Below are 25,741 nucleotides of genomic sequence, written 5' to 3'. Positions count from 1 at the left end.
GTCAGCAAAGGGGCCGGGGGATGGATGGCCGAACCGAGCCTGCGGGATCCGAGTCGGAGGCGGTCATACGGCGCCGGGCCTCGCCCGACGACACCGCGCGGCCGCCTCTCGTCCGTGAGCTCCTGCTCGTCGTGGGACTCTTCCTCGTCTACAAGTCCGGCCGGCTGCTGGCGAACGGCCACACCGGCGAGGCCTTCCGCAACGCCCAGCGTGTGTGGGACGGGGAGCGGGCCCTGCGCCTGCCCGACGAGGGCACCGTGCAGTCCGTACTCCTGCACGGCGACGGGCTCGCACAGCTGGCGAACAGCTACTACGCGCTCGTTCACTTCCCGGCCACCGCGGCCTTCCTGGTCTGGCTCTATCTGCGGCGGCCGGCGCACTATGTGTGGGCCCGCCGGGTCCTGGCCGCCGTCACCGGCGCCGCCCTGCTGGTGCACCTGGTGTTCCCGCTGGCTCCGCCGCGCCTGCTCGACGGCTCGGGCCTCGTCGACACCGGCCAGGTGTACGGGCCCACGGTGTACTCGGCGACCCCGGCGACCGACTCGCTGGCGAACCAGTTCGCGGCGATGCCGTCGCTGCACTTCGGCTGGGCGCTGATGGTCGCGGTCGGCCTGATCGCCGCTGCCCGCTCCCCCTGGCGGTGGCTGTGGCTCCTGCACCCGCTGGTGACCCTGCTGGTGATCGTCGGCACGGCGAACCACTACTGGCTCGACGCGGTCGGGGCCGCCGCCCTGCTCGGCCTCGCCCTCGCCGCGATCCACCTGCCGCACCGCACGGCCACGACCGCCGGCCGCACCCCGGAGCTCGTCAGGGCCGACGAGCCCGTCCTGGTCGGAGCGGGCCGATGAGCGCCACCCTCGTCGCCGTCGTCCTCTCGCTGTTCTCGGCCGTCGCGTACGCCTCCGCGGCCGTCGCGCAGGAGCGGCTCGCGTCCCGGAGCGGGGACGCGGGCGTGGGGCGGCTTCTGGCCAGTGGCGCCTGGTGGGGGTCGGTCGTCCTGAACGGGTCCGGGGCGCTGCTGCACGTCGTGGCCCTCACGTACGGCCCGCTGACCGTGGTGCAGCCGCTCGGTGCGCTCACGCTGGTGGCCGCGGTGCCGCTGGGTGCGCGGATGGCCGGGCGGCGGGTCAGCGCGGTGGAGTGGCGGGGCACGGCGTTCACGCTCGTCGGTCTCGCCGCGATCCTGGTCGCCGCGTCCGGCCCCGCGCCCCATGACGTACTGAGCGTGCCGGAGGCCCTCGCGGTCGCCGGAGGCACGGCCGCCGTGATCGGTGTGCTCGCCCGGCCGGGTGCGCGGCCGGGGCTGCGGCAGGCGACCGCGTCCGGCTTCGCCTCGGGCGTCGCGTCGGCGCTCACCCAGACCGTGACGGTGGCCGCGACGGACCGCTCGGGCTCACTGCTGAGCATCCGGGTGATCGGCCTCGCCCTGCTGGTCGCGGCCTTCGCCACGGGTGGGCTGCTGCTCTCCCAGACCGCCTACCGGGGCGGCCTCGGCGCCCCGCTCGCCCTGGTGACCCTGGCCAATCCGGTCGCCGCCTCGGTGATCGGCCTGTCCCTGCTGGGCGAACACGTGCGGTCCGGCCTCACGGGCGTCCCCCTGGCCCTGACGGGAGCGGCGCTGGCGTCCTGGGGCGTGCTGCTGCTGTCCCGGGCGGCGCGCCCAGCGCACCCCGTGACCGAGGACCTCCCTGTCCCGGACGGCGACCCTCCGGTGGACCATCCAGTGGCGGCGGTCCTGGCACTGGAGCCCGGACAAGCGCCGTACGAACCCTCGGTGACCACCCTCACCGGACAAGGGGCCGCCGGGGCCGCTCACGGCGGCCCCGGCCTGCTGCTGTACCCGGATTCCTAGTACGTGATCATCGCCGGATCGCTCACCCCGGCCCGCCCGTTCTCGACGTGCCCCGCGAACCGGCGCAGGAAGCCGGAGTCGGTGTCGGAGACAACGGTCAGGTCGTACCAGCGCTTGCCGCCCCGCAGGTCCACCGTGTAACGCACGGTGGCCCCCGCCCGCACCCGGAACGTCCGGGGGCGGCCGCCGTATCCGTCCGTGAGCGTCAGGTTCGCCGTGCGGGAGCCCTTGTTGGTGAACGTCAGCTCCACGTCGTCACCGACGTGCCGGGCGGTCACCTCGGGTCCGGCCGCCTTGCCCGGGCCCTTGAACACGCGCAGGAAGCCGTTCGGGCCGTGCACGGTCAGGTCGTACGAGCCGTTCGAGGCGGACGGGTTCCAGGTGTCCGAGATCCTCTTGCCCGCCTCGGTGGTGTAGGTCCACGGCCCGTCGGTGCGGTTGCCGGACGTGACGAGGAACGCGGCGCCCGCCTCGGGGCCGGAGGCGAAGGTCAGCGTGAGCGTCCCGGCCGCCGGGTCGGCCGAGCCGTCCACCCTCGGCGCGTACTTCAGGGGGCGGGCGGGGCGCAGGCCGCGCTCCTGCTTCGGCATGCTGGGGTCGGCGGGAACCGTCGGCCGGTAGTCGGGGTGACGTTCGCGGTCCGCCGGCTCGTAGTCGTCGGTGTCCGGCAGTTCGGCCGGCCCGCTGTCCTCGCGGGAGAAGTCGAAGGCGGAGGTGAGGTCGCCGCAGACGGCGCGCCGCCACGGCGAGATGTTGGGCTCGTGCACCCCGAAGCGGCGTTCCATGAACCGCACGATCGAGGTGTGGTCGAAGGTCTCGGAGCAGACGAACCCGCCCTTGCTCCACGGCGAGACGACCAGCATCGGCACGCGCGGGCCGAGGCCGTACGGACCGGGGACGTGAGTGGAGCTCCCGGCGAAGAGGTCCGGGCCGACGTCGACGGTGGACTTGCCGTGGGCGGCGGAGCGCGGCGGCAGCGGAGGCACCAGGTGGTCGAAGAAGCCGTCGTTCTCGTCGTACGTGATGAACAGCGCCGTCTTCGACCAGACCTCGGGGTTGGCGGTGAGGGCGTCCAGGACCTGGGCGATGTACCAGGCGCCGTAGTTCGAGGGCCAGTTGGAGTGCTCGGAGAAGGCCTCGGGCGCGGCGATCCAGGAGATCTGCGGCAGCGTGCCCGCCTTGACGTCCGCCTTCAGCCGGTCGAAGTAGCCGTCGCCGTTCTTGACGTCGGTGCCGGTGCGGGCCTTGTCGTACCACGGGTCGCCGGGCTTGGCGTTCCGGTACCTGTTGAAGTACAGCAGCGAGTTGTCGCCGTAGTTGCCTCGGTAGGCGTCCTGGATCCAGCCCCAGGAGCCCTTCGCGTCCAGGCCGTCGCCGATGTCCTGGTAGATCTTCCAGGAGACGCCCGCCTCTTCAAGGCGCTCCGGATACGTCGTCCAGTCGTAACCGACCTCGTCGTTGCCGAGGACGGGGCCGCCGCCGCTGCCGTCGTTGCCGGTGTAACCCGACCACATGTAGTAGCGGTTCGGGTCGGTGGAGCCGATGAACGAGCAGTGGTACGCGTCGCAGACGGTGAAGGTGTCGGCCAGCGCGTAGTGGAACGGGATGTCCTCGCGCGTCAGGTACGCCATGGTCGTGGTGCCCTTCGCGGGAATCCACTGGTCGTACTTGCCCCCGTTGTAGGCGGCGTGGCCGTCGGGCCAGCCGTGCGGCAGGCCTTCCAGGAACTGCATGCCGAGGTCGTCGGCCTCGGGGTGGAAGGGCAGCACGTCCTTGGTGCCGTCCGACTGGTGCCACACCGGCTTGCCGTTGTCGAGGGTCACGGGGTGCGGGTCGCCGAAACCGCGGACGCCTCTGAGGGAGCCGAAGTAGTGGTCGAAGGAACGGTTTTCCTGCATCAGGACGACGATGTGCTCGACGTCCTCGATGGTGCCGGACCGGTGGTGCGCGGGCAGCGCCGCCGCCCGCTCGATGCTGGTGGACAGGGCGGTGAACGCCGTGGTGGCGCCCGCGAGTTGGAGGAATCGGCGCCGGTTGACCTCAGGCATGGGCGGGTGACCTCTTGTCCTGGAGTGGTGCGGTGGATGGGGCCTCGGGGCAGGGAGTGTGCCAAGCGCAGCGAACGTCGGGGAAGAGCCAGTGGCGCGCGTGTGACGGACGGTCGTCCGGGGTGCGAACAGCGCCGCGCGGGCGGTCTGCCGGACGCGTACGCGCCGACCGGTCCAGCTCGGCCAGGAGCGATCGGGGTGGACGGCCACCTGCGTCGCGCGGCCCGAAGCATCCCCTGGCATCCCTGGTGTCCTCGTTTGAGCGGAAAGCGGCGCGGCGGGACGCTGGAGGGGGGTACCCGGATGTGTGGGGGACCCCGGCTGCCGATCTGCTCCGGCCGAGCGGCACTGCGGAAGAGAAGGGGCCTATGAACAGCAGGGACGTCACATCCGGAGGCACCGTGGAGGGACGCGCACCGCAGGACTTGGCGGCCGTCGTCGACGCCGGTGGGGCGATCAGGATGTGGAGCGCCGGGGCCCGGCAGCTGCTCGGATACGAAGCCGCCGAGGTCGTGGGCGGGGCCGCCGCCGACCTGCTCTGCGACGAACTGCCCGGGTCCGTGCGGCGCCACTTGACCGATGGGCACCCGTGGGCCGGTGAGGTGGCGCTGCGGCACCGGGACGGAGACCGTGTCGTGGCGCGCTTGCGGGGAACACCGCTGCTGGACGCGGGCCGCGAGAGGTTCTGGCTGGTCACCGGTGACGTACGGGCGGGCACCGCTGGGCGGGCCGACCCGGAAAGGGCGGCCCTGTGGGATCTCACGCTGGCGCAGCTCCCCACGCCGGTGGCGGTCTACAACCGCGAGGCCCGGCTGGTGGCCGCCAACGAGATCATGACCCGGCTCATGCGCAGGTCCGAGGAGGAGATGCGGGGCCTGACCCTGTGGGAGATCGAGCCCAGCCGGCCTTTCGACGAGTACGACCGCCTTCAGCGGCAGGTCCTGCGCACCGGCCGGATGGTGTACCACGAGGGCCACGGCCCCGCCCGGGGTGACGCCCGGCAACACGCCTGGTCGATGTTCCTCTCGCCGTTGAAGGACGAGACCGGCACCGTCCAGGGACTGTCCGCGGTTCTGTTCGACACCACGGAGCAGTACTGGGCCCGCCGCCGCCTGGCGGTGCTCAACGAAGCCGGTCTCCGTATCGGCAGCACCCTGGACGTGACCCGGACGGCCGAGGAGCTGGCCGATGTGGCCGTGGCCGGGTTCGCGGACTTCGTCACCGTGGACCTGCTGGCGTCCGTGGTACGGGGCGACGAGCCGGAACCGATCCGGCCGGGCGAGCCCGTCACCGTTCGCCGCACGGCCCAGCGGTCGGTGCTGGAGGGCTGCCCGGAGTCGGTGGTCGCCTCGGGCGACACGTCGGTCTACCCCGCGGACACACTGCCGGTGCGGACGCTGCTCACCGGCCGGGGCGCACGGCACAAGCCCGAGGATCCCGAGGTGTGGGAGTGGATCATGTCCTCCCCGGCCCGCGCCGAGATCGTGACCCAGTACACGATCCACTCGGTGATGATGGTGCCGTTGCGTGCCCGCGGGGTGACCCTGGGCCTGGTGCACTTCGTGCGGCACCGGACGGTGGAGCCCTTCGACGAGGACGACCTGCTGCTCGCGGAGGAGATCGTCGCCAGGGCGGCGGTCAGTGTGGACAACGCCCGCCGGTACACCCGTGAACGCCGGACGGCGCTGGCGCTCCAGCGCAGCCTCCTTCCCGAGCGGCCGCCGGGGCTGGCGGCGATGGAGATCGCCTACCGCTATCTGCCGGCCGGTTCGGGTGCGGACGTCGGCGGGGACTGGTTCGACGCGATTCCGCTGTCCGGTGCCCGGGTCGCCCTCGTCGTGGGCGACGTGGTGGGCCACGGTATCCACGCGTCGGCCACGATGGGCCGCCTGCGGACGGCCGTACGGACCCTCGCGGATGTCGACCTCACGCCCGACGAACTGCTCACCCAGCTGGACGACCTCGTCATCCGGCTCGACCGTGAGGAGGGCCCGGAGGTACGCGGGCGGGACGAAGCGTCCGGGCAGGTGGGGGCCACCTGCGTGTACGCCGTGTACGACCCGGTGTCCCGGCGCTGCGCCATGGCCCGCGCCGGGCATCCACCACCCGCCCTGGTCACCCCCGACGGCAGCGTACGGTTCCTGGACCTGCCGGCCGGGCCGCCGCTCGGTCTGGGCGGCCTGCCGTTCGAGGCCGTCGAGATCGAACTGGAGGAGGGCAGCCTGCTCGCGTTTTACACCGACGGTCTGGTCGAGGCCGCCGACCGCGACATCGAGGTCGGGCTCACCCTGCTGCGCCAGGCGTTGAGCAGCCCGGCCGGACCACTGGAGGAAACCTGCGAGCAGGTGCTGCGCACCGTGCTGCCCGGCCGTCCCGCCGACGACATCGTGCTGATGCTCGCCCGTACCTCCGCGCTCGACGCCCGCAGGGTACGCACCTGGCAGCTGCCGCAGGACCCGGCGACCGTGGCCGGGGCCCGCAGGATGGCGGGCGAACAGGTGGCCGCCTGGGGTCTGACGGACGCCGTGTTCGTCACCGAACTGATCGTCAGCGAGCTTGTCACCAACGCCGTCCGGTACGGTGACGCCCCCATCGAGCTGCGGCTGATCCGTGACGCGACGCTCATCTGCGAGGTGTCCGACGGCAGCGGTACCGCCCCGCACATGCGCCGGGCCCGTGTCTTCGACGAGGGCGGGCGCGGACTCCTGCTCGTCGCCCAGGTCTCCGAGCGCTGGGGCAGCCGCCAGACACCCACCGGCAAGACCATCTGGGCGGAACAGCCCCTGCCCGACTAGGGCGTGTCGCGAAAGCGCATTTCACCCGAAGGGCAGGCGCAACTCGGTGATTCCCCAAGGCAGTTGACCGAACCGCCGTCACACCGCCCACGGCGGCCTCCGGCGCCGGACCGCCCTCGCGGGGCCGTGACCGTGGCCGCGGTCGCAGCCATCACCGTGACCGCAGCCGCAGCCGTCCCAAGCGTCACCCCTCAGGCAGCCGCACCGCGACTCCCAGGCGGGTCACGGCCTCCGGTCCGCCGGCACGACCGCCCCTCTCTATCCGGTCCACCAACTGCCCCGCCGCCACCCTTCCGAGCTCTTCGCCGTCCACGTCGATCGCGGGCACCCCGTTCATGCCGAGCGCGTCGAGAACGGAACGTTCCGCGCTGATCAGCATGTCGTCCGGGACCCGTACGCCCCGGCGCTGGAGGGCCGCCAGCAGGCCCAGCGCGACCGAGGTGGCGTAGGGGACCACCGCGGTCGCCCCGGTCGCGAGCACGGGGCCCGCGCTCTCCACTCCGGCGGTGAAGGTGGCCGGTACCGGTCCCAGTACGGTCAGTTCGGTCCGCCCGGCGGCTGCCTCACGGACCGCGTCGTGGCGGCGCAGGCTCTGCCAGGAGCCGTGCGGTCCGCCGAGGTAGGCGATGTGCCGGTGCCCTGCTCCGGCCAGGTGGCCGATGACCTCGCCGAAGGCGCGGGCGACGTCGGCGGAGACGGACGGCAGCCCGGAGACCTCACGGTCGATGAGGACCGTCGGCGCGAGGCGGGCGGCGGCCCGCAGATCGTCGTCGGTGCCGCGCGGCGCCGTGATGAGGAATCCGTCGACCTGCCGGGACAGCCGGGACAGCGCGTCGTGGTCGTCGGCCTCGTGGACGGCCACCGTGAGCTGGACTCCGGCCTGGGCGGCCTGGGCCTGGGCGCCGTTGACGATCGGGGTGAAGAAGCTGTTCTCCAGGTCGGGCACCACGAGCGCGATGAGACCCGTACGCCCATGGGCCAGGGCCCGCGCCACCCGGCTGGGCTCGAAGCCCAGGGCGACGGCGGCGTCATGGACCCGAGCCCTGGTCGCCGGGGCGACGATGTCCGGCCGGCTCAGTGCCCGCGACGCCGTCGACTTCGACACCCCCGCGCGCCGTGCCACGTCGTCGAGCGTGGGCACCTGGCTCGCGCCCCCAGTGGGATTCACCGCACCTCCCCTTCCCCCGGATGTCGCCGGGGATCGTCCCCGAGTGGGCCGGCGCCCGCCGCCGGAAATTCCCCGGCGAGGACTCCCGGCCCCTTGAGGTAACAGGTTTTACATCAACGTCACACGCGGGGCTGACACACCACCTCTTCGTCACCTAAGGTGCCTGCAACCGGTTGCTGCAACCGGTTGCAGCGATGATACTCATCACTCGCCGTCAAAGGAATCGAACTCCACCCATGTTCCACAGGCCCCGAGCAGGCGCACTGCTGCTGTTTCCCGGGCTGCTCCTGATGGTGCTCGGCTTCGCCGTGCCGTCCGCCGCGATGCTCTTCGCGCCACCGGGAGTCAGTCCGTCCGACGTGTTCACGCGCCTCACGAAGATGCTCACCGACGGATACGACCTCCAGATCATCGGTCGCACCCTGACTCTCGGACTGATCGTGACCGTCGTGTGCGTCGTGATCGCCTTCCCCATCGCGAGCCTGCTGGCCCGCTCGACCTCCCGTTGGGCCGGGCTCTGGCTGGCGCTGGCGGTGTTCCCGCTGTTGCTGAGCAATGTCGTGCGCAGCTTCGGCTGGCTGGTGATCCTCGGCTCCAACGGGGTCATGGGCAAGATCATCACCGGCCTCGGGCTGGCGCAGCAGGCTCCTCAACTGCTGTACACGCCGCTGGCCGTCGTACTCGGCCTGGTCCAGCTGTTCCTGCCGCTGGCCGTCGTCTCCTGCTACTCGGCGGTCGCCCAGGTGGACCGGGGGCTCGACGACGCCGCCCGGGGCCTGGGCGCGAGCCGGCTGCGCACGCTGTGGACCGTGGTGGTTCCGCTGTCGCTGCCGGGCATCGTCGTCGCCGCCACCCTGGTGTTCGCCGGGAGCATCACCGCGTACACCACCCCCTACCTCCTCGGCGGGTCCTCCCAGCGGATGCTCGCCACCCAGTTGTTCGTCCACGCGAACGTCACCGTCGACTGGGCCGCGGCCTCCGCGACGGCGCTCGTGATGACCGTGCTCGTCTTCGCGCTCTCCGGAATCGGATCGGCCGTGGCGCGAGCGAAGGGACGGGTCGCATGAAGGCACGACCGATAGCCGCCGCACTGGCCGTCCTCGGCTACGTGATCATGCTCGTCCCGATCCTGTTCGTCGTGGCCAGTGCGTTCACCTCCAGCAGCACCCTGTCGTTCCCACCCAAGGGCTTCTCGCTGCAGTGGTTCGGCAAGGCCGCCGCCTACCAGCCGTTCACCGACGCGCTCGTCTCCAGCCTGCTGCTCGCCGGCTGTGCCACCGCCCTGGCCCTGGCGCTCGGTGTTCCGGTCGCGCTGGGCCTGCACCGCGGGGCGATACCCGGCCGGTCCCTGCTGCAGGGGCTGTTCCTGTCCCCGCTGGTCGTGCCGGAGCTGGTCATCGGGCTCGCGCTGTACCAGCAGTTGATGATCGGGCTCGGGCAGACCGCGTTCGCCGCTCTCCTCATCGGGCACGCCGTTCTTCTCATGCCGTACGCGGTACGGGTCACGGGAGCCGCCCTCACCCTGGCCGACCCCGCTCTGGAGGAGGCCGCACGCGGGCTGGGCGCGACTCCCTGGCGCGCGTTCCGCACGGTCACCCTGCCGCTGCTGCGTCCCGGCGTGATGTCGGCGGCACTGCTCGGCTTCATCACGTCGTTCAACAACGTGCCGCTCTCGCTGCTGCTCCAGAGCCGGGACTTCGGGACTCTGCCGGTGACGATGCTCGACTACGTCCAGCAGTCCTACGACCCCGTCATCGCGGCCATGTCCACGCTCATTCTGGCCGCCACCATCATCGTCGCCGTCGTCGCCGAACGCACCGTCGGCTTCACCAGGATCTTCGGGGGGATCAACTGATGACCGCCGCCGCCCAGTTCATCGACGTCAGCCGGACCTTCGGCGACTTCACCGCCGTCGGGTCCCTGAACCTCGACATCCCCGAAGGAAGGATCACCACGCTGCTGGGACCGAGCGGCTGCGGCAAGACGACCACGCTACGGATGCTCGCCGGCTACACCGCGCCCAGTTCGGGCACGATCCGCATCGCCGGGGAGGACGCCACCCGGCTGCCTCCGGAGAAGCGCAACCTCGGCATGGTCTTCCAGTCGTACGCCCTGTTCCCGCACATGAGCGTGGCGGACAACGTCGGCTACGGGCTGAAGCTCCGCAGGATCCCGGCCGCCGAGCGCCGCAGCCGGGTGGCCGAGGCGCTGGACCTCGTCGGCCTCGGCCACCTGGCCGCGCAGCGCCCCAGGAAGCTCTCGGGCGGCCAGCAGCAGCGGGTGGCGCTCGCCCGTGCCATCGCCATCCGTCCGTCGCTGCTGCTGCTCGACGAGCCGTTGTCCAACCTGGACGCCCGGCTGCGGGTGCAGATGCGCGCCGAGATCCGCCGGATCCAGGCCGAGACCGGCCTCACCGTGGTCCTGGTGACCCACGACCAGGACGAGGCGCTGGAGATGTCCGACGTGATGGTCCTGATGCGTGCCGGACACGTCATGCAGAGCGGGTCGCCGGCCGAGGTCTTCCCGCGCCCCGCCAACCGCTTCGTCGCCGAGTTCCTGGGCTACGAGAACTTCGTCCCGGCGAGCCTGTCCGCCTCCGACGGCGCCACGACCCTGACCGTGCGCCCGGAGCACCTGGAGGTCGTCCAGGGTGAGGCACCGGACGGGGCCCGGCTGGCCCTGCCCGCGACGGTCACGGGCATCGCCTACCGCGGGGTCGACCGGCACCTCACCCTGTCGGCCCCCAGGGGCGAGGGCGAGGACGACGTCACCCTGATCGCGACGGTACGGGCGGACCACTCCCGGGCCGACTGGCGGCCCGGCGACCGGGTCACGGTGTCCGCGCGGCCGGAGCACGTGGTGGAACTGGCCGACTGAACCGCGGACTTCGCCGACTTCATCGCCATCGGGTCCGTACGACACCGACGGCACCGCCTCTCTTACTTCCGGTCCCCCCGTCCCCCGTTTCACCTCGTTCTCTTTCTCGTTCTCTCACCTTCTCCCTCTCTCCCCGCCCAGCCCTCCCCTCGCCACACCCTCGGAAGGACCCCTCGTGCGTACCACTCCTCGGCGCCAACGCGCCACAGCAGCACTCGTCGTCGCCACCGCGCTCGCCACGACCATCGCCGGCTGCTCCGCCACCGGCGGCGGAAGCGACAGCAAGACCCTCGTCGTGAGCTCCTTCCCCTTCGGGTCGGAGGAGCTGACCAAGGCCGTCATCGAGCCCTTCGAGAAGAAGACGGGCTACAAGGTCGAGCTCGACACGGGCAACAACGCCACCCGTCTGACCAGACTTGAGGCAGCGGGCGGGAGGTCGGACGTGGACGTCATGCTCATCTCCGACTACTACGCCGCGCTGGGTCAGTCGAAGGGACTCTTCCAGAAGTTCGGCGCCAAGGACGTGCCGAACATGTCCAAGCTGAGCAGCTTCGCCGTCGACGACGCGTACGACGGACCGGCGTACACCTACCAGCTCAACGGCACCCTGTACCGCACCGACAAGCTCGGCGCCAAGACCGCGGCCGACTGGGCGGTGTACGGCGACAAGAAGTACGCCAAGAAGACCGCCCTGCCCGACATCTCGGTCACCTCGGGGCAGCTCACCGTGTCCGGTGTCGGCGAGACCTACGGCAGCGGCCCGTACGACATCGACACCGCGTACGCGAAGCTCGGCTCCTGGGCTCCGCACACCCTGCAGTTCTACTCGTCCTCGACCGAGGTGACGAACCTGCTGACCCAGGGCGAGATCGTCGCCGCCCCGGCGATCAGCGCGTTCGCCACCTCCCTCATCCAGTCCGGTGAGCCGGTGAGCTGGGTGGCGCCGAGCAAGGGCAAGTACATGGCGACCAACCGGATGATGATCCCCAAGGACGCCAAGAACCTGAAGGCCGCGTACGCGTTCATCGACTACTACCTGTCGGCCGAGGCGCAGACCCAGGCAGCGAAGGTCATCGGCGACATGCCGGTGAACCCGGACGCCACGATCCCCTCGGTGCTCGGCAAGGTCGCCGGGAAGGCGGCGACCGACCCGGTGGGTGCCGGCTTCCGCACCCTCGACCCCGGCACGGTCGTGAAGAACCGCGACTCGTGGGTCGAGCGGTTCGGCCGCGAGGTCAGCTCCAAGTGACCGCCGGGTGGGGCGGCCGGCGGGCGAGCGTGTGCCCCCGCCCCGCCCCACCGGTCGCTCCCCCTCCCGTTCCTCTGCTCCCCCACTCCACCCGCACTTGGACACCATGACCACCACCATCGATTCCGACGACTATCTGCGCCGGATGCCGAAGACCGACCTGCACTGCCATCTGATCGGCACCGTGCGGTCCGAGACGTTCGCCGAACTCGCCCGGCGCCACCGCCTCGACCTTCCGGCGGCGCCCGAGACGATCTTCCGTGACGTCAACTCGCTGCCGCCGGACCCGAAGCTGTACGAGAACACCCGCATCCCGGTGCCGCGTGGGCGGGCCGCCGACGAGCCGGAGGTGTCCTACTCCCTGTTCCAGGTGTCGGGGTGGGTCGTCGAGGCGCTGCGGGACGCCGACGACCTGACGCGGATCACGTACGAGGCGTTCGAGGCGGCCCACCGCACCAGTTCCGTGCGTCACTTGGAGGTGTCGTTCGACGGCGTGCCGCCGCATCTGCGTTCTCTCGGCTACCTGGGCGCGGTCGAGGCGTACGCCGAGGGAATCCGGCTGGCCGAGCGCGACTTCGGCATGAGCGGCCGGCTCATCGCCGCCGTCGACCGCAGCACCACCGCCGAACAGGCCCTGGCGCGGGTGCGCGAGGTCGTGGACAACCCGCACGAGTACGTCGCCGGGATCGGTCTGGACAACCTGGAGACCGTGGGCCCTCCCGAGCGTTTCGCGGACGCCTTCCGGCTGGCGGGGCAGGCGGGACTGCGCCGCACCGCGCACTCCTCCGAGCACGCGCCGGTGGCGGTGAACACCGTCACCTGCCTCGACCTGCTCGGCTGCGACCGTATCGATCACGGCTACTACGTGCTGGAGGACGACGAGGTCGTGGCCCGGTGCCGCGCCGAACGCGTGCCGTTCGTCGTCGCCTTCACCACCTCACGCCGTTCCTGGCGGCCCTGGCGACGGGCGTCCGTCGCGGCGATGATCGAGGCCGGGCTGAACGTGATCCTCGCCGACGACGACCCGGGTCTGTTCCCGACGACGCTGACCGACGAGTACCGGATCGCCGCCGACGACCTGGGCCTGAGCCGGACGACGCTGCGCGCCATGTCGCTCGCCGGCGTCGACGCCTGCTGGCTTCCCGAGGCCGACAGGGCCGCGCTGCGGCAACGGTTCATCGCCGAGTTCGACGCGCTGGACGCGCTGAACGCGCTGGACGCATCCGGGGCCGAGTCGGCGGACACGCCCGGCCACCACCCCGGGTAGCACCCTGGTAGTGGTTCTCGGGGAGCCGGCCGGGGCGGGCAGCCCAGTTGGCTCCCCGAGGCGGGCTGGTCGACGATCACGAGCACAGTGCCGTGCTTGGCTTGCCGCATCTCGAAAAGTACACTTCACGGGCTCCTCCCTGGAAGTCTGCGACCAGTACGAGACGAACGTCGTCAACACCGCCCGCGAGGCGCTCGCCCTCGCCACGACATCGGCAGCGTCCTGATCCATCTGGACACCTGCCACATGAACATCGAGGAGGACGACCTGGTACGGCCCGTGCGCCCAGCACCTGGCAGTGAGCGGCACCCGCGCACGACCGTCGACGACCTCCTGCGGCGGGCCGCGTCCCTGGCCCGCCCCGGCCGCCGGGCGGTCCTCGGTATCACCGGCAGCCCCGGCGCGGGCAAGACGACCCTGGCCGAGCACCTGGTGCGCGAACTCAACGGGGGCGGACCGCCCTGGGTCGTTCACGTCCCGATGGACGGCTTCCACCTCGCCGACGTCGAACTGGACCGGCTGGGCCGCCGCGACCGCAAGGGCGCCCCGGACACCTTCGACGCGGCCGGGTACGCGGCGCTGCTGCGGCGGCTGCGCGAGGAGACCGGTGAGGTCGTGTACGCGCCGGGGTTCGAGCGCGAGCTGGAACAGCCGATCGCGGGCGCCGTACCCGTGCCGCCGTCGGCCCGTCTGATCGTGACCGAGGGCAACTACCTTCTGCTGGAGACCGGTTCCTGGGCGCGCGTCCGTCCGGAGCTGGACGAGGTGTGGTTCTGCGAGCCGGACGAGGAGGACCGGATCCGCCGGCTCATCGCACGGCACGAGGAGTTCGGCAAGCCGCACGACACGGCGGTCGCCTGGGTCCTGGGCACCGACCAGCGCAACGCGGATCTCGTCGCGGGCACCCGTGACCGCGCGGACCTGGTCATCCCCGGGGCGGAACTGCCCGGACCCCGCGACCCGGCCGCACGGCGCTGAGTCGGTGTCGACGGCGGCGCCGCCCAGCGCCGACTGCCACACGCACCGAGCTGCCCGGTGGCCCTGGCTGCCGGGCCCCCGCCTTTTCCCCTTCCGTGAGACGGAAGAGGTATTGCGGCACCGCGCTCCCCTTCCGGACGATGCCACCACCGCAGACAGACGGGAGCCGCAACGATGCCGCACATGACCGCCTTCGCCAGGAACCAGTGGTACGTCGCCGCCTACTCCCACGAGGTCGGGCGTGAGTTGCTCGGCCGTACGATCCTGGGCGAGCCCCTCGTGCTCTACCGGACCGAGGAGCAGGGGACTCCCGTCGCGCTGCACGACCGGTGCGTGCACCGCCGTTACCCGCTGTCGCACAGCGGGCTCGACGGGGACCGGATCGTGTGCGGCTACCACGGCTTCACGTACGACACGACCGGGACCTGTGTGTACGTGCCGGGGCAGAAGCGTGTGCCGCGCACCGCCCGCGTCGCCTCGTATCCCGTCGTCGAACGGGACTCCCTGATCTGGGTGTGGATCGGCGATCCGGACCTCGCCGACGCGCAGACCATCCCGCGGGCCGAGCACCTCGACTCCCCCGGCTGGGTCACCGTGCGCGGCATGGAGCCCATCGACGCCGACTACGGCCTCCTCGTCGACAACCTCCTCGACCTCTCGCACGAGACCTATCTGCACGGCGGGTACATCGGCACCCCGGAGGTCGCCGAGACGCCGATCAGCACGGAGGTCGACGAGGGTGCGGGGATCGTACGCGTCAGCCGGCACATGGACGACGCCGAGTGTCCGCCGTTCTACGCCAGGTCGACCGGCATCGAGGGCCGGATCACCCGCTGGCAGGACATCGAGTACCACGCCCCGTGTCTGTACCTGCTGCACAGCCGTATCGCCCCGGTCGGTGTGCTGCCCGAGGCCGACGGCAGCGACCCGCACGGTTTCCACACCGAGATCACGTACGCGATCACACCGTCCGCCGACGGCAAGGTGTACGACTTCTGGATGGTCTCGCGCGACTGGGCCACGGATGACGACGAGGTCACCGAGTTCGTGCGGAGCAACAACCACACGGTCGTCATGCAGGACGTGACCGCGCTCAACCTGCTGCAGGAGACGCTCGGCACCGAGCGCACCGGTTACCAGGAACTGAGCATCAACATCGACACCGGTGGTCTCGCCGCCCGCCGTATCCTGGCCCGGCTGGTCGAGGAGGGCGCGAAGCCCGTGGAGAGGATTCAGTGATGACGCCCCCTTCTCCCGCGGCCCGCGAGATCTATCGCATCGACTGGCTGCCGGGCACGGACATCCTGCACGGCACCTGCCACTGCGGCCGCGAGCACACCTCGCAGGACCCCGTCGAGATGTGGGAGTGGATGCTCGCCCATCCACAAGGACACGAGCCACAAGGACTCAAGTCGCAAGGACACGAGCCGTTGGGGAACAGCTCATGAACGGGTACGAAGCCGAACTCGTCGTCCACCGCAGGGTGATCGCGGCCGACGGCGTGCTCGCCCTCTCCCTGAGCCACCCGCTGGGCGAGGAGCTCCCCGCATGGGAGCCGGGCGCGCACATCGATGTGCTGCTCGGACCGGAACTGGAGCGCCCGTACTCGCTGTGCGGGGACCCGGCGGACCGGCGGACCTGGCGGATCGGCGTCCTGCGCGAACCGGAGGGGCGCGGCGGATCCGCGTACGTCCACGAGGAGTTGCGGCACGGCGACAAGGTCCGCGTGCGGGGGCCGCGCAACAACTTCGCGCTCCGGCCCTCGTTCCGCTACCGCTTCATCGCGGGCGGCATCGGCATCACCCCGATCCTGCCGATGCTGGCGGCGGCGGAGGCGGCCGGTGCCCAGTGGTCGCTGTTGTACGGGGGCCGTACCCGCGCCTCCATGGCGTTCACCGAGGAGTTGGGCGTGTACGGCGACCGTGTGACCCTCGCCCCGCAGGACGAGACCGGGTTGCTGGACCTCGGCTCCGTGCTCGACGACGTGCCCCAGGGCACCCTCGTGTACTGCTGCGGTCCGGGGCCGCTGCTGGACGCGGTCGAGGAGCGATGCCCAAAGGGGCTGCTGCACGTGGAGCGGTTCCGGCCGAGGGAGCAGGAGACCGGCCCGGACGGCGCGTTCGAGGTGGTACTGGAGCGTTCGGGGAAGACCCTGACCGTGCCCGTGGGCGTGTCCGTCCTCGACACGGTGCGGGCCGCGGGCGTCGAGGTGCTCTACTCCTGCACCGAGGGCACGTGCGGGACCTGTGAGACGGACGTCCTGGAGGGCACTGCGGACCACCGCGACTCGGTACTCAGCGACGCGGAGCGCGAGGCCGGGGACACCATGCTCATCTGTGTGTCCCGATGCCGGGGGCGGCGGCTGGTGCTCGACCTGTAGGCCCTGTCGTCGAACTCCCTCCCCCACTGCCCCAAGGGCGCGGGAGGTGCCCCCAGCCCCGGGGCGGACGACCGCGCGACCACGTCCAGGGGGCCGGGGGATTGACCCGTTCCCGGTGGGGCTCTACTTTCCCGCTGAGCATCCGTGTACGGTCCGCGCACAGCCAGTCGAAGAGCTGTCCCACTAGGGGGATCCATGCGTCGTCTGCTCATCCGCCTCGCGGCCGGCGCCGTGTTCGTCGCCGCGACGGCCTGCGGTTCGTCCGACTCCTCCGGCTCCGGCGGCGAGGACAAGGGGTCCGGCGGCACCACCACGGTCAAGGTCGGTCTCATTCCCATCCTGGACGTCGCACCCGTCTACCTGGGCCAGAAGCAGGGCTTCTACTCCAAGCGCGGAATCAAGCTGGAGATCAGCCTGGCCCAGGGCGGGGCGGCGATCGTGCCCGCTGTCGTCTCCGGCCAGTTCCAGTTCGGGATCAGCAACACGACGTCCCTGCTGGTGGCCCAGTCCAAGAACGTGCCCGTGAAGGCCGTGGCCAACGGTGTCTCCTCCACTTCCAAGGACGATGCCGACTACGCGGGCCTCACGGTGAGGAAGGGCAGCCCCGTCACGTCCCCGAAGCAGTTGGAGGGCAGGAAGGTCGCGGCCAACACGCTCAACAACATCTGTGACACCTCGATCAAGGAGTCCGTCCGCAAGGACGGCGGCGACCCGTCCAAGGTCGAGTTCGTCGAGATGCCGTTCGACCGGATGCCGGCCGCGCTCGACAAGGGACAGGTGGACGGCGCCTGCACCGTGGAACCGGCGCTCGCCACCGTCAGGGCGGCGGGCGGCAAGTCGATCGCGTCGTTCTACTACGACGTGGACCCGAACCTCACCGTGGCCATGTACTTCACCTCCCAGCAGTACGCCCGGAAGAACCCGGAGCTGGTGAAGAGGTTCCAGGAGGCCACGGTCGAATCCCTCACGTACGCCGACAGCCACCCCGAGGAGGTCCGCCAGATCCTCACCACGTACACGAAGATCCCGGAGGCCCTGCTGGACGAGCTGACCCTGCCCCGCTGGCCCGCCGAGCCGGACCGCGGCTCCATCGAGCGGCTCTCCGAACTGGGTGTGCAGGACGGCCTGTTCGAGGAGGCCCCGGACCTGGACAAGCTGCTGCCGTGAAGGGCAGGCGGGCGGGCGCGGCCCTGGGCGCGGCCGGGATCGTGGGCTTCCTCGCGCTGTGCGAGGCGGTCTCCCGGTTCGGAGTCGTCTCCGGGGACTACTTCCCGCCGCTCACCCGCGTGTCGGGCGCGCTCGTCACCGAGTTCGGCGACGAGGCGTTCTGGACCGCGCTCGGCGACACGCTCACCGGCTGGGCGCTGGGGCTGGCGATCGCGGTGACGGCCGGGATCCTCGCCGGGGTCGTGATCTCGATGGTGCCGTTCCTGCGCGAGGCGACCGCCTCCACCATCGAGTTCCTGCGTCCGATCCCGTCGGTCGCCCTGATCCCTCTCGCGGTCCTCCTCTACGGCTCGGAACTGCGCTCGGTGCTCCTGCTGGTGGTGTACGCGTCGTTCTGGCAGGTGCTGATCCAGGTGCTGTACGGCGTCCAGGACGTCGACCCGGTCGCCGAGGACACGGCCCGCAGTTACGGCCTCGGTGCCTGGGCCCGGGTCCGTCACGTCCTGTGGCCCACGGCCCTGCCGTACGTCATGACGGGTGTCCGCCTTGCCGCCGCGGTCGCCCTCATTCTTGCGGTGACCGCCGAACTCGTCATCGGCGCACCGGGGTTGGGCCAGCGCATCGCCGTGGCCCAGACCTCGCAGGCCGTGCCGGAGATGTACGCGCTCGTGGTGGTCACCGGCGCGCTCGGGCTGCTGATCAACGTGGGCGCGCGGGCGGTGGAGCGCCGGACGCTGGCCTGGCACCAGTCGGTGCGCGGGGAGGTGATGGTGTGAAACGCCTGGCCCTGCGGCTGTTCTTCGTCGTGGCACTGCCGGCGCTGCTGGTGGCGGCCTGGTGGCTGACGTCCGACGACAGCACCGACGTGTACTGGCCGCCGCTGCGCACGATCCTCACCACGTTCCCCGACGTGTGGACGGGCGAGCGGCTGCGCGCCGACGTCCTGCCCAGTGTGCTGCGCCTGCTGGCCGGTTACGCGGCGGCGGCCGTGGGGGGCGTCGCGCTGGGCACGGTCATCGGCTCGTACCGTCGCGTACGAGCCGTGTGCGAACCGGTTCTGGAGTTCCTGCGGGCGGTCCCGCCGCCCGTCCTCGTGCCGGTCGTCATGCTGTTCGCGGGCATCGGCGACAGCATGAAGATCGCTGTGATCGCGAGCGGCTGCGTGTGGCCGGTCCTGCTCAACACGGTCGAGGGTGTACGGGCGGTGGACCCGGTGATGTCCCAGACCGCCCGGTCCTACGGCATCACGGGCATGGCCCGCCTGCGGGACGTGGTCCTGCGGTCGGCGAGCCCGCAGATCTTCGCGGGGCTCCGGCAGGCCCTGTCCATCGGCATCATCCTGATGGTGATCAGCGAGATGTTCGCGGCCAGCAACGGGATCGGCTTCACCATCGTGCAGTTCCAGCGCGGGTTCGCGATCCCCGACATGTGGACCGGCATCCTCGTCCTGGGCCTGCTCGGGTTCCTTCTGTCGCTTGTCTTCCACCTGGTCGAGCGGCGGGTCCTCGCCTGGTACCACGGACTGCGCGCGGCTTCCCGGCGGTCGTCGTGAAGTATGAGAAGAAGCTCGGGAAGACGCTCGGAATGGGGCAGTCCATGCTCGACGTACGCGGCCTGAGGAAGGTCTACGAGGGCTCCGGCCGCCGGGTGGAGGCGGTGGGCAACCTCACGTTCACCGTCGACGCGGGTGAACTCGTCTGTCTGGTGGGTCCCTCGGGCTGCGGCAAGACCACGCTGCTGAAGTGTGTCGCCGGGCTCCTCACACCCACCTCGGGTGAGGTCCTGCTGGAGGGGCGGCCGGTGAGTGGGCCGCCGCCCGGCATGGCGGTGGTCTTCCAGGAGTACGGCCGCAGCCTCTTTCCCTGGATGCGGGTCGGCGCCAACGTCGAACTGCCGCTCAGACAGAAGCCGTTGACCAAGGCGCGGCGTCGTGCGCTGGTCGCCGACGCGCTGGCCTCCGTCGGTCTCGCCGATGCCACCGGGGCGTACCCGTGGCAGCTGTCCGGCGGTATGCAGCAGCGTGTCGCCATCGCGCGGGCGCTCGCGTACGAGCCGGATGTGCTGCTGATGGACGAGCCGTTCGCGGCGGTGGACGCGCAGACGCGGGCGGACCTTGAGGACTTGGTGCGGGGGTTGTGGCGCGAGCGCGGGATCACGATTCTGTTCGTCACCCATGACATCGACGAGGCCGTGTATCTGGGTGAGCGGGTACTCGTTCTCTCGGCGTCTCCCACGGTCGTACGGGAGCAGGTGAAGGTGGATCTTCCTGAGGCGCGGGATCAGTTGCGTACGCGGGTCGCTCCGCGGTTCGCGGAGTTGCGGACGCGGGTGTACGAGCAGATTCAGGCGGCCAAGCGGGGAACAGCCTGACTAGGTCTTACTTGCCCACAGGCCCCGTACATGACCCAAGTGACGCGTCATCACCTCTCTCACCGCCTCCTCGTCCCTCGCCAGCAGGGCGTCCAGGAGTTCCAGGTGCTCCTTCGCGGAGGCCTCCAGTCGTCCCGCCTCCGCCAGCGCCGTCAGTCCGTACAGTCGGGAGCGGCGCCGCACGTCCCGTACGACCTCCACCAGATGGGTGTTGCCGGCCAGGGACAGCAGACCCAGGTGGAAGCGGAGGTCGGCCTCGACGTAGGAGATGAGGTCGCCGGTCGCGGCGGACGTGACGATCTCCTGGGCGAGCGGGCGCAGCGCCTCCAGGTCGACGGGGTCGGCGCTGATCGCGAGGTCGGCCGTCGTGGGGATCTCGATCAGGGAGCGGATGTGGGTGTACTCGTCGAGTTGCCGCTCGGACACGGCGGTGACCCGGAAGCCCTTGTTGGGGACGGTGTCGACCAGGCCCTCCTTGGCGAGGTCGAGCATGGCCTCGCGCACCGGGGTGGCGGAGACCCCGAAGCGGGTGGCGAGGCCGGGGGCCGAGTACACCTCGCCGGGACGCAGTTCGCCCGCGATCAGCGCGGCCCGCAGCGCGTCCGCGACCCGTTCCCGGTAGCTGGGCTTTCTGCCGCCCAGCACGGGCAGGGCGGGTCTGTGCTGCGGGGCCATGGGTGTCGTCCTCCTTACACGTCCCCGGAGATTATGGGCGCTGCCTACAGCACGAAGCCCGCCGGGAAGGGGTCCTCGGGGTCCAGCAGGTACTGGGCCGTGCCCGTGATCCAGGCGCGGCCCGTGAAGCTGGGCAGGACGGCGGGGGTGCCGGCGACCTCGGTGGTGTCCAGGAGCCGTCCGGTGAAGCGGGTGCCGATGAAGGACTCGTTCACGAACTCGGTGTGCAACGGGAGTTCACCGCGCGCGTGCAGCTGTGCCATGCGTGCGCTGGTGCCGGTGCCGCACGGCGAGCGGTCGAACCAGCCGGGGTGGATCGCCATGGCGTGCCGTGAGTGGCGGGCCGTCGAGTCGGGGGCGGCCAGATAGACGTGGTGGCAGCCGTGGATGGACGGATCCTCCGGGTGGACCGGCTCGTCCTCGGCGTTGATGGCGTCCATCAGTGCCAGTCCGGCGCTGAGGATGTCGTCCTTGCGGGCCCGGTCGAAGGGCAGGCCGAACTCGTCCAGCGGCAGGATCGCGTAGAAGTTGCCGCCGAACGCCAGGTCGTACGTCACCGTGCGGCCGTCGGGAAGCGTCGCCTTGCGGTCGAGGCCGACGGCGAAGGACGGCACGTTCCGCAGCGTGACCGCGGTGGCGTGGCCGTCCGTGACCGCGACCTCGGCGACGACGAGTCCCGCCGGGGTGTCGAGGCGGATCGTGGTGACCGGCTCGGCGACCTCGACCATGCCGGTCTCCACCAGCACGGTCGCCACACCGATGGTGCCGTGTCCGCACATGGGGAGGTAGCCGGACACCTCGATGTAGACGACGCCCCAGTCGCAGTCGGGGCGGGTGGGCGGTTGCAGGATGGCGCCGCTCATCGCCGAGTGGCCCCGCGGCTCGTTCATCAGCAACTGCTTGATGTCGTCGCGGTGTTCGCGGAAGTACAGCCGCCGCTCGTTCATGGTGGCGCCGGGGATCGTGCCGATCCCGCCGGTGATCACCCGGGTGGGCATGCCCTCGGTGTGCGAGTCGACGGCGTGCAGGACGAGTTTGCTGCGCATGGCTCTGGCCCTCCTTACGCGCTTACGCCAGCCCTGCGGCGACGGCCTTCTCGGTGGCGGAGCGTATCGTGGCCTCCTGCTCCGGCAGCAGCGGCATCCGCGGTGGTCGGCAGCGTCCCCCGTGACGGCCCACGATGTCCATGGACAGCTTGATGGCCTGCACGAACTCGACCTTGGAGTCCCAGCGCAGCAGCGGGTGCAGCTGCTCGTAGAGCCGCCTGGCGGTCGCGAGGTCGCCGTCCACGGCCGCGTGGTACAGCTCCACGGTCGCGGCGGGCAACGCGTTCGGGTAGCCGGCCACCCAGCCCTTGGCGCCGGCGAGCGCGAGCTCCAGCAGAACATCGTCGGCGCCGATCAACAGGTCGAGTTCCGGGGCGAGTTCGGCGAGCTGGTAGGCGCGGCGGACGTCGCCGGAGAACTCCTTGACGGCCTGGATGAAGCCCTCGCCGTGCAGCTTGGCGAGCAGTTCGGGGACGAGGTCGACCTTGGTGTCGATGGGGTTGTTGTACGCCACGACCGGGATGCCCGCCTTGGCGACCTCCGCGTAGTGGGCGAGGACGGAGCGCTCGTCGGCGCGGTAGGCGTTGGGCGGGAGCAGCATCACGGAGCCGCAGCCCGCGTCACGCGCCTGCTCGGCCCAGCGGCGCGACTCGGCACTGCCGTAGGCGGCCACTCCGGGCATGACCCGCGAGCCGCCGATCGCGGACACGGCCGTCTCGACGACCTTCGCGCGCTCCTCGGGCGTCAGCACCTGGTACTCGCCGAGCGAGCCGTTCGGCACGACGCCGTCGCAGCCGTTGTCGATCAGCCAGACACAGTGTTCGGCGTACTTGTCGTGGTCGACGCAGAGGTCGTCGGTCAGCGGGAGGGCGGTGGCGACGAGGACGCCGCGCCAGGGGCGGTGGGCGGAGAGGGTCATGAGGGTCCTTCCTCGGTGGTGTGGTCGGCCTCGGCGGGGTGGTCGGTCCGGGCGAGTACGCCCAGCGGCACGGGACGGGCGAACGGTCGTCTGGTCGGTGTGAGGTCGCATCCGGCGAGCCCGGCGACCGCGGGCCCGCACACCCGGCCCTGGCACCAGCCCATCCCGGCCCGGGTCAGCAGCTTCACGGTGCGCAGGTCCCCGGCGCCCAGGCCGTGGACCGCCTCACGTACGGTGCCCGCCCGCACCTCCTCGCAGCGGCAGACGACGGTGTCGTCGGTGACCTGCTCCGTCCAGTGCGCGGGTGGTGCGCAGACGGAGTCGACGGCGGCGAAGAACTGCCGCAGTCGCGTACGGGACGAGGCGGCCGCGGCCCACTCCCGCGGGTCGGGCGCGGTGCCCTGGAGTCGTGCGGCGATCGACCGTCCGGCGATGTGCCCCTCGGCGAGCGCGAGCGCCGCGCCGCCGATGCCGGTGGTCTCGCCCGCCGCCCACACTCCGGGGACGTCGGTGCGCTGCTCGTCGTCGACCTGTACGTTCACCCCGTCGACGCGGCAGCCGAGCGTCTCCGCGAGATCGGTGTGCGGCAGCATGCCGTGCCCGACGGCGAGGGTGTCGCAGGGGATCCGCCGCCCGGTGCCCGGCCGGACGCGTCCGGCGGGGTCCAGGGCGGCCACGGTGACGGCTTCGAGGCGGTCCTCGCCGTGTGCCTCGACGACGGTGTGCCCGGCCATGAACGGCACGCGGTGGCGCAGCAGCCGGGACGCGTACCCGGCGGCTTCGGGCAGCTTGGCGGCGAGGGCGGGCAGCCGCCGTACGAGGCCCTTGGGGTCGGCGGACTCGACGAGGGCGGCGACCTGGACGCCCGCCGCGGCGAGCCCGGTCGCGACCGGCAGGAGCAGCGGACCGGTCCCGGCCACGACGGCCGTGCGGCCCGGCACGACCAGCCCGCCCTTGAGCATGGCCTGGGCCCCGCCCGCGGTGACGACGCCGGGGAGGGTCCAGCCGGGGAACGGCAGCACCTTCTCGTATCCGCCCGTCGCGAGGAGGACGGCGTCGGCGTGCACGGTGACGGGCTCGTCCTGGAAGCGCCCGAGGAGGGCGTGCACGCCGAAGGCGGCGGAGCGCTCCGAGCGCCCGGAGGCCCCCGAGGACGCGGAGTTCCGCTCGACGCACCACACATGATGCCCCGTCAGGTGGCGGACCGTACTACTCGCGGCGAGCCCGTCCCGCAGCCGCTCCCACGTCCGCCACTGATGGTGCAGCGCCCGCGGACGGCGAGCCCCGAGCCCGGCGGCGGGCTGCCGGTAGAACTGACCTCCCGCGTCCTCGGCCGCGTCGATCAGTGTGACGTGTACGCCGCGCGCGGCGGCGGCCAGGGAGGCGGCGAGTCCGGCGGGGCCGGCGCCGACGACCGCGAGCTCAGTCCTCATGGCCCGTGCCTTCCTGGGTGCGGATCGCGTCGCCCGGCTGTACCGGGAGCAGGCATGCCCGTTGGTTGGGACGGTCGTTGACGGTCACGAGGCAGTCGAAGCAGACGCCGATCCCGCAGAAGACGCCCCGCGGGCGGCCCTCGCCCCGGGTGGTGCGCCACGAGGTGACGCCGGCCGCCCAGAGCGCGGCCGCGATCGTCTGGCCGGGCAGGGCCTCGATCTCCCGGCCGTCCAGGGTGACGGTGAAGGCGGGGCCCGGCTGGGCCCGCGCCAGCTCCAACGGGTTCACGCGGCCTCTTCCTCGAAGCGGTCCGGCCGGAACGGCGCGAGGTCCGTCTCCGGCGCCTTGCCGCCCAGGGCCTGGGCGATCAGGTGTCCGGTACCGGTGGCGAGGCCGATACCGGCGCCCTCGTGCCCGCAGGCGTGGAACAGCCCGGGGACGCGGGGGTCGGGGCCGATGGCGGGCAGGTGGTCGGGCATGTACGGCCGGAAACCGGCGTATGTCCGCAGGGCCCGCACCTCGGACAGGAACGGGAACAGCCGGACCGCGCCCTCCGCCAGCGCGCGGACGACGGGAAGCGAGAACGACCGGTCGAAGCCGACCCGTTCGCGGCTCGCCCCGATCAGGATCGGGCCGGCCGCCGTTCCCTCGACGACCGGAGAGGTCTGGAGGGACGCCGAGTCACTGGCCACGTCGGCCACGTAGTCGGCGGAGTACACCTTGTGCCGCACCCTGCGGGGCAGTGGCTCGGTGACGAGGACGAAACCGCGCCGGGGCAGGACGGGCAGGGACACGCCCGCGAGGGCGGCGACCTCACCGCCCCAGGTGCCCGCCGCGTTCACGACGGCCGGGGCGTGGATGTCGCCGTGGCCGGTGCGTATCCCCCGTACGGAACCGTCCGCCGTGCGCAGCACCTCGGTCACGGTCCGGCCCGTGAGGAGCCGGGCGCCCGAGACGCGCAGGAGGTGGGCGGCGGCGAGGGCCGGCATCACCTGGCTGTCCTGTGGGTAGTACACGCCTCCGGCGAGGCCGGGCGCGAGGTGGGGTTCCAGGTCCCGGAGGCGGTCGGCGGGCACCTGCTCGGCCACCACTCCGGCGAGGCGCTGTCCGGCCGCGAGGTCCGTGAGCGCCGCGAGCCCCTGCTCCGAGGAGGCGACGACGAGGCCGCCCTTCGCCTCGTACTCGATCATCCTCCCCGTCTCCGCCCTCTCCCCCGTCTCCTCGGCGAGTTCGGCCCACAACCGGTTGGACAGCAGGGCGAGTTCGAGTTCGGCTCCGGGTTCCTTGTCGGAGACGAGGAGATTGCCCTCCCCCGCGCCCGTGGTGCCGCCGGCCACCGGGCCGCGGTCCACGACGGTCACGTCCAGCCCCGCCCTGGCCGCGTACAGTGCGCAGGCAGCGCCCGTCATTCCGGCCCCGATCACTACGACGTCGCAGGTCAGCCGCGTGTTCACGGCAGTACTATGTCACATGGTTCACTCGCTGGGAATGGTGCGCAGTGCATGGGCGGAAGGAT

At 71.5% G+C, this 25,741-nt stretch carries 24 protein-coding genes; 16 read left to right on the top strand and 8 right to left on the bottom strand.

Going from position 1 to position 25,741, the window contains the following annotated elements:
- Positions 1 to 20 precede the first annotated feature (20 nt).
- Positions 21 to 848, top strand: coding sequence for a phosphatase PAP2 family protein (locus IE262_RS15370; RefSeq protein WP_134036948.1), 828 nt, complete (start codon positions 21 to 23; stop codon positions 846 to 848).
- Positions 845 to 1,852, top strand: a complete 1,008-nt coding sequence (locus IE262_RS15365) for a DMT family protein (RefSeq protein ID WP_229877275.1) — start codon at positions 845 to 847, stop codon at positions 1,850 to 1,852. Before IE262_RS15370 ends, IE262_RS15365 begins: the two co-directional genes overlap by 4 nt.
- Here IE262_RS15365 and IE262_RS15360 read toward each other — a convergent pair.
- Positions 1,849 to 3,900 (bottom strand): phosphocholine-specific phospholipase C, encoded by a 2,052-nt coding sequence (locus tag IE262_RS15360; protein WP_189874181.1) that lies wholly within the window; start codon positions 3,898 to 3,900, stop codon positions 1,849 to 1,851. The two genes, IE262_RS15365 and IE262_RS15360, sit on opposite strands and share 4 nt — an antisense overlap.
- A 368-nt stretch (positions 3,901 to 4,268) precedes the next feature.
- Between IE262_RS15360 and IE262_RS15355 the strand changes: the two genes are divergently transcribed.
- Positions 4,269 to 6,695: a SpoIIE family protein phosphatase gene (locus IE262_RS15355; RefSeq protein ID WP_189874179.1), complete on the top strand. Its 2,427-nt coding sequence runs from the start codon at positions 4,269 to 4,271 to the stop codon at positions 6,693 to 6,695.
- A gap of 184 nt (positions 6,696 to 6,879) precedes the next feature.
- On the opposite strand, the gene IE262_RS15350 is transcribed toward IE262_RS15355, so the two are convergent.
- Positions 6,880 to 7,863 carry a LacI family DNA-binding transcriptional regulator gene (locus IE262_RS15350; protein WP_229877274.1) on the bottom strand — a complete coding sequence of 328 codons (984 nt, stop codon included), beginning with the start codon at positions 7,861 to 7,863 and terminating at the stop codon, positions 6,880 to 6,882.
- A gap of 236 nt (positions 7,864 to 8,099) precedes the next feature.
- Between IE262_RS15350 and IE262_RS15345 the strand changes: the two genes are divergently transcribed.
- From IE262_RS15345 to IE262_RS15285, 13 genes are all read left to right on the top strand, one after another.
- On the top strand, positions 8,100 to 8,930 hold the full coding sequence (locus IE262_RS15345) for an ABC transporter permease (protein WP_189874177.1): 831 nt from the start codon (positions 8,100 to 8,102) through the stop codon (positions 8,928 to 8,930).
- Complete coding sequence (locus IE262_RS15340) at positions 8,927 to 9,718, top strand: ABC transporter permease (protein WP_189874176.1); 792 nt, start codon at positions 8,927 to 8,929, stop codon at positions 9,716 to 9,718. Before IE262_RS15345 ends, IE262_RS15340 begins: the two co-directional genes overlap by 4 nt.
- Positions 9,718 to 10,740, top strand: a complete 1,023-nt coding sequence (locus IE262_RS15335; protein WP_189874174.1) for an ABC transporter ATP-binding protein — start codon at positions 9,718 to 9,720, stop codon at positions 10,738 to 10,740. The genes IE262_RS15340 and IE262_RS15335 overlap by 1 nt, the downstream gene beginning before the upstream one ends.
- Positions 10,741 to 10,915: 175 nt before the next feature.
- On the top strand, positions 10,916 to 11,989 hold the full coding sequence (locus tag IE262_RS15330; protein WP_189874172.1) for an ABC transporter substrate-binding protein: 1,074 nt from the start codon (positions 10,916 to 10,918) through the stop codon (positions 11,987 to 11,989).
- A gap of 106 nt (positions 11,990 to 12,095) precedes the next feature.
- On the top strand, positions 12,096 to 13,256 hold the full coding sequence (locus IE262_RS15325) for an adenosine deaminase family protein (protein WP_229877273.1): 1,161 nt from the start codon (positions 12,096 to 12,098) through the stop codon (positions 13,254 to 13,256).
- A 246-nt stretch (positions 13,257 to 13,502) separates the two neighbouring features.
- On the top strand, positions 13,503 to 14,234 hold the full coding sequence (locus tag IE262_RS15320; RefSeq protein WP_189874557.1) for a nucleoside/nucleotide kinase family protein: 732 nt from the start codon (positions 13,503 to 13,505) through the stop codon (positions 14,232 to 14,234).
- Between the two features lie 174 nt (positions 14,235 to 14,408).
- Positions 14,409 to 15,473, top strand: a complete 1,065-nt coding sequence (locus IE262_RS15315) for an aromatic ring-hydroxylating dioxygenase subunit alpha (protein WP_189874171.1) — start codon at positions 14,409 to 14,411, stop codon at positions 15,471 to 15,473.
- Positions 15,473 to 15,682, top strand: a complete 210-nt coding sequence (locus IE262_RS15310; RefSeq protein WP_189874169.1) for a hypothetical protein — start codon at positions 15,473 to 15,475, stop codon at positions 15,680 to 15,682. Before IE262_RS15315 ends, IE262_RS15310 begins: the two co-directional genes overlap by 1 nt.
- The gene (locus tag IE262_RS15305; protein ID WP_189874168.1) at positions 15,679 to 16,614 is read left to right on the top strand and encodes a PDR/VanB family oxidoreductase; all 936 of its coding nucleotides are present in this window, start codon (positions 15,679 to 15,681) and stop codon (positions 16,612 to 16,614) included. The genes IE262_RS15310 and IE262_RS15305 overlap by 4 nt, the downstream gene beginning before the upstream one ends.
- Before the next feature lie 195 nt (positions 16,615 to 16,809).
- Positions 16,810 to 17,781, top strand: a complete 972-nt coding sequence (locus IE262_RS15300) for an ABC transporter substrate-binding protein (RefSeq protein WP_134039789.1) — start codon at positions 16,810 to 16,812, stop codon at positions 17,779 to 17,781.
- On the top strand, positions 17,778 to 18,557 hold the full coding sequence (locus IE262_RS15295) for an ABC transporter permease (RefSeq protein WP_134039788.1): 780 nt from the start codon (positions 17,778 to 17,780) through the stop codon (positions 18,555 to 18,557). The genes IE262_RS15300 and IE262_RS15295 overlap by 4 nt, the downstream gene beginning before the upstream one ends.
- Entirely contained in the window at positions 18,554 to 19,333 is a 780-nt protein-coding gene (locus IE262_RS15290; RefSeq protein WP_189874166.1) for an ABC transporter permease, read from the top strand. Before IE262_RS15295 ends, IE262_RS15290 begins: the two co-directional genes overlap by 4 nt.
- Positions 19,334 to 19,365: 32 nt before the next feature.
- On the top strand, positions 19,366 to 20,151 hold the full coding sequence (locus IE262_RS15285) for an ABC transporter ATP-binding protein (RefSeq protein WP_189874553.1): 786 nt from the start codon (positions 19,366 to 19,368) through the stop codon (positions 20,149 to 20,151).
- Here the strand turns inward: IE262_RS15285 and IE262_RS15280 are convergent, their stop codons facing one another.
- Genes IE262_RS15280 through IE262_RS15255 form a run of 6 tightly spaced genes read right to left on the bottom strand, consistent with a single transcriptional unit; the run spans position 20,152 to position 25,679 of the window.
- The gene (locus IE262_RS15280) at positions 20,152 to 20,826 is read right to left on the bottom strand and encodes a GntR family transcriptional regulator (protein WP_189874164.1); all 675 of its coding nucleotides are present in this window, start codon (positions 20,824 to 20,826) and stop codon (positions 20,152 to 20,154) included. It lies immediately after the preceding gene.
- A gap of 44 nt (positions 20,827 to 20,870) precedes the next feature.
- On the bottom strand, positions 20,871 to 21,872 hold the full coding sequence (locus IE262_RS15275) for a proline racemase family protein (protein WP_189874163.1): 1,002 nt from the start codon (positions 21,870 to 21,872) through the stop codon (positions 20,871 to 20,873).
- Positions 21,873 to 21,894: 22 nt separating this feature from the next.
- Positions 21,895 to 22,791, bottom strand: a complete 897-nt coding sequence (locus IE262_RS15270) for a dihydrodipicolinate synthase family protein (RefSeq protein ID WP_189874161.1) — start codon at positions 22,789 to 22,791, stop codon at positions 21,895 to 21,897.
- Entirely contained in the window at positions 22,788 to 24,224 is a 1,437-nt protein-coding gene (locus tag IE262_RS15265) for an NAD(P)/FAD-dependent oxidoreductase (protein ID WP_189874159.1), read from the bottom strand. The genes IE262_RS15270 and IE262_RS15265 overlap by 4 nt, the downstream gene beginning before the upstream one ends.
- Positions 24,214 to 24,513: a (2Fe-2S)-binding protein gene (locus IE262_RS15260; RefSeq protein WP_134039782.1), complete on the bottom strand. Its 300-nt coding sequence runs from the start codon at positions 24,511 to 24,513 to the stop codon at positions 24,214 to 24,216. The genes IE262_RS15265 and IE262_RS15260 overlap by 11 nt, the downstream gene beginning before the upstream one ends.
- Positions 24,510 to 25,679, bottom strand: a complete 1,170-nt coding sequence (locus tag IE262_RS15255; RefSeq protein ID WP_189874157.1) for an NAD(P)/FAD-dependent oxidoreductase — start codon at positions 25,677 to 25,679, stop codon at positions 24,510 to 24,512. The genes IE262_RS15260 and IE262_RS15255 overlap by 4 nt, the downstream gene beginning before the upstream one ends.
- Positions 25,680 to 25,741 lie beyond the last annotated feature (62 nt).

This window comes from Streptomyces bluensis (assembly GCF_014650715.1).
GTDB classification, from domain to species: domain Bacteria; phylum Actinomycetota; class Actinomycetes; order Streptomycetales; family Streptomycetaceae; genus Streptomyces; species Streptomyces bluensis.
This window is presented reverse-complemented; position numbering and strand designations above follow the sequence as displayed.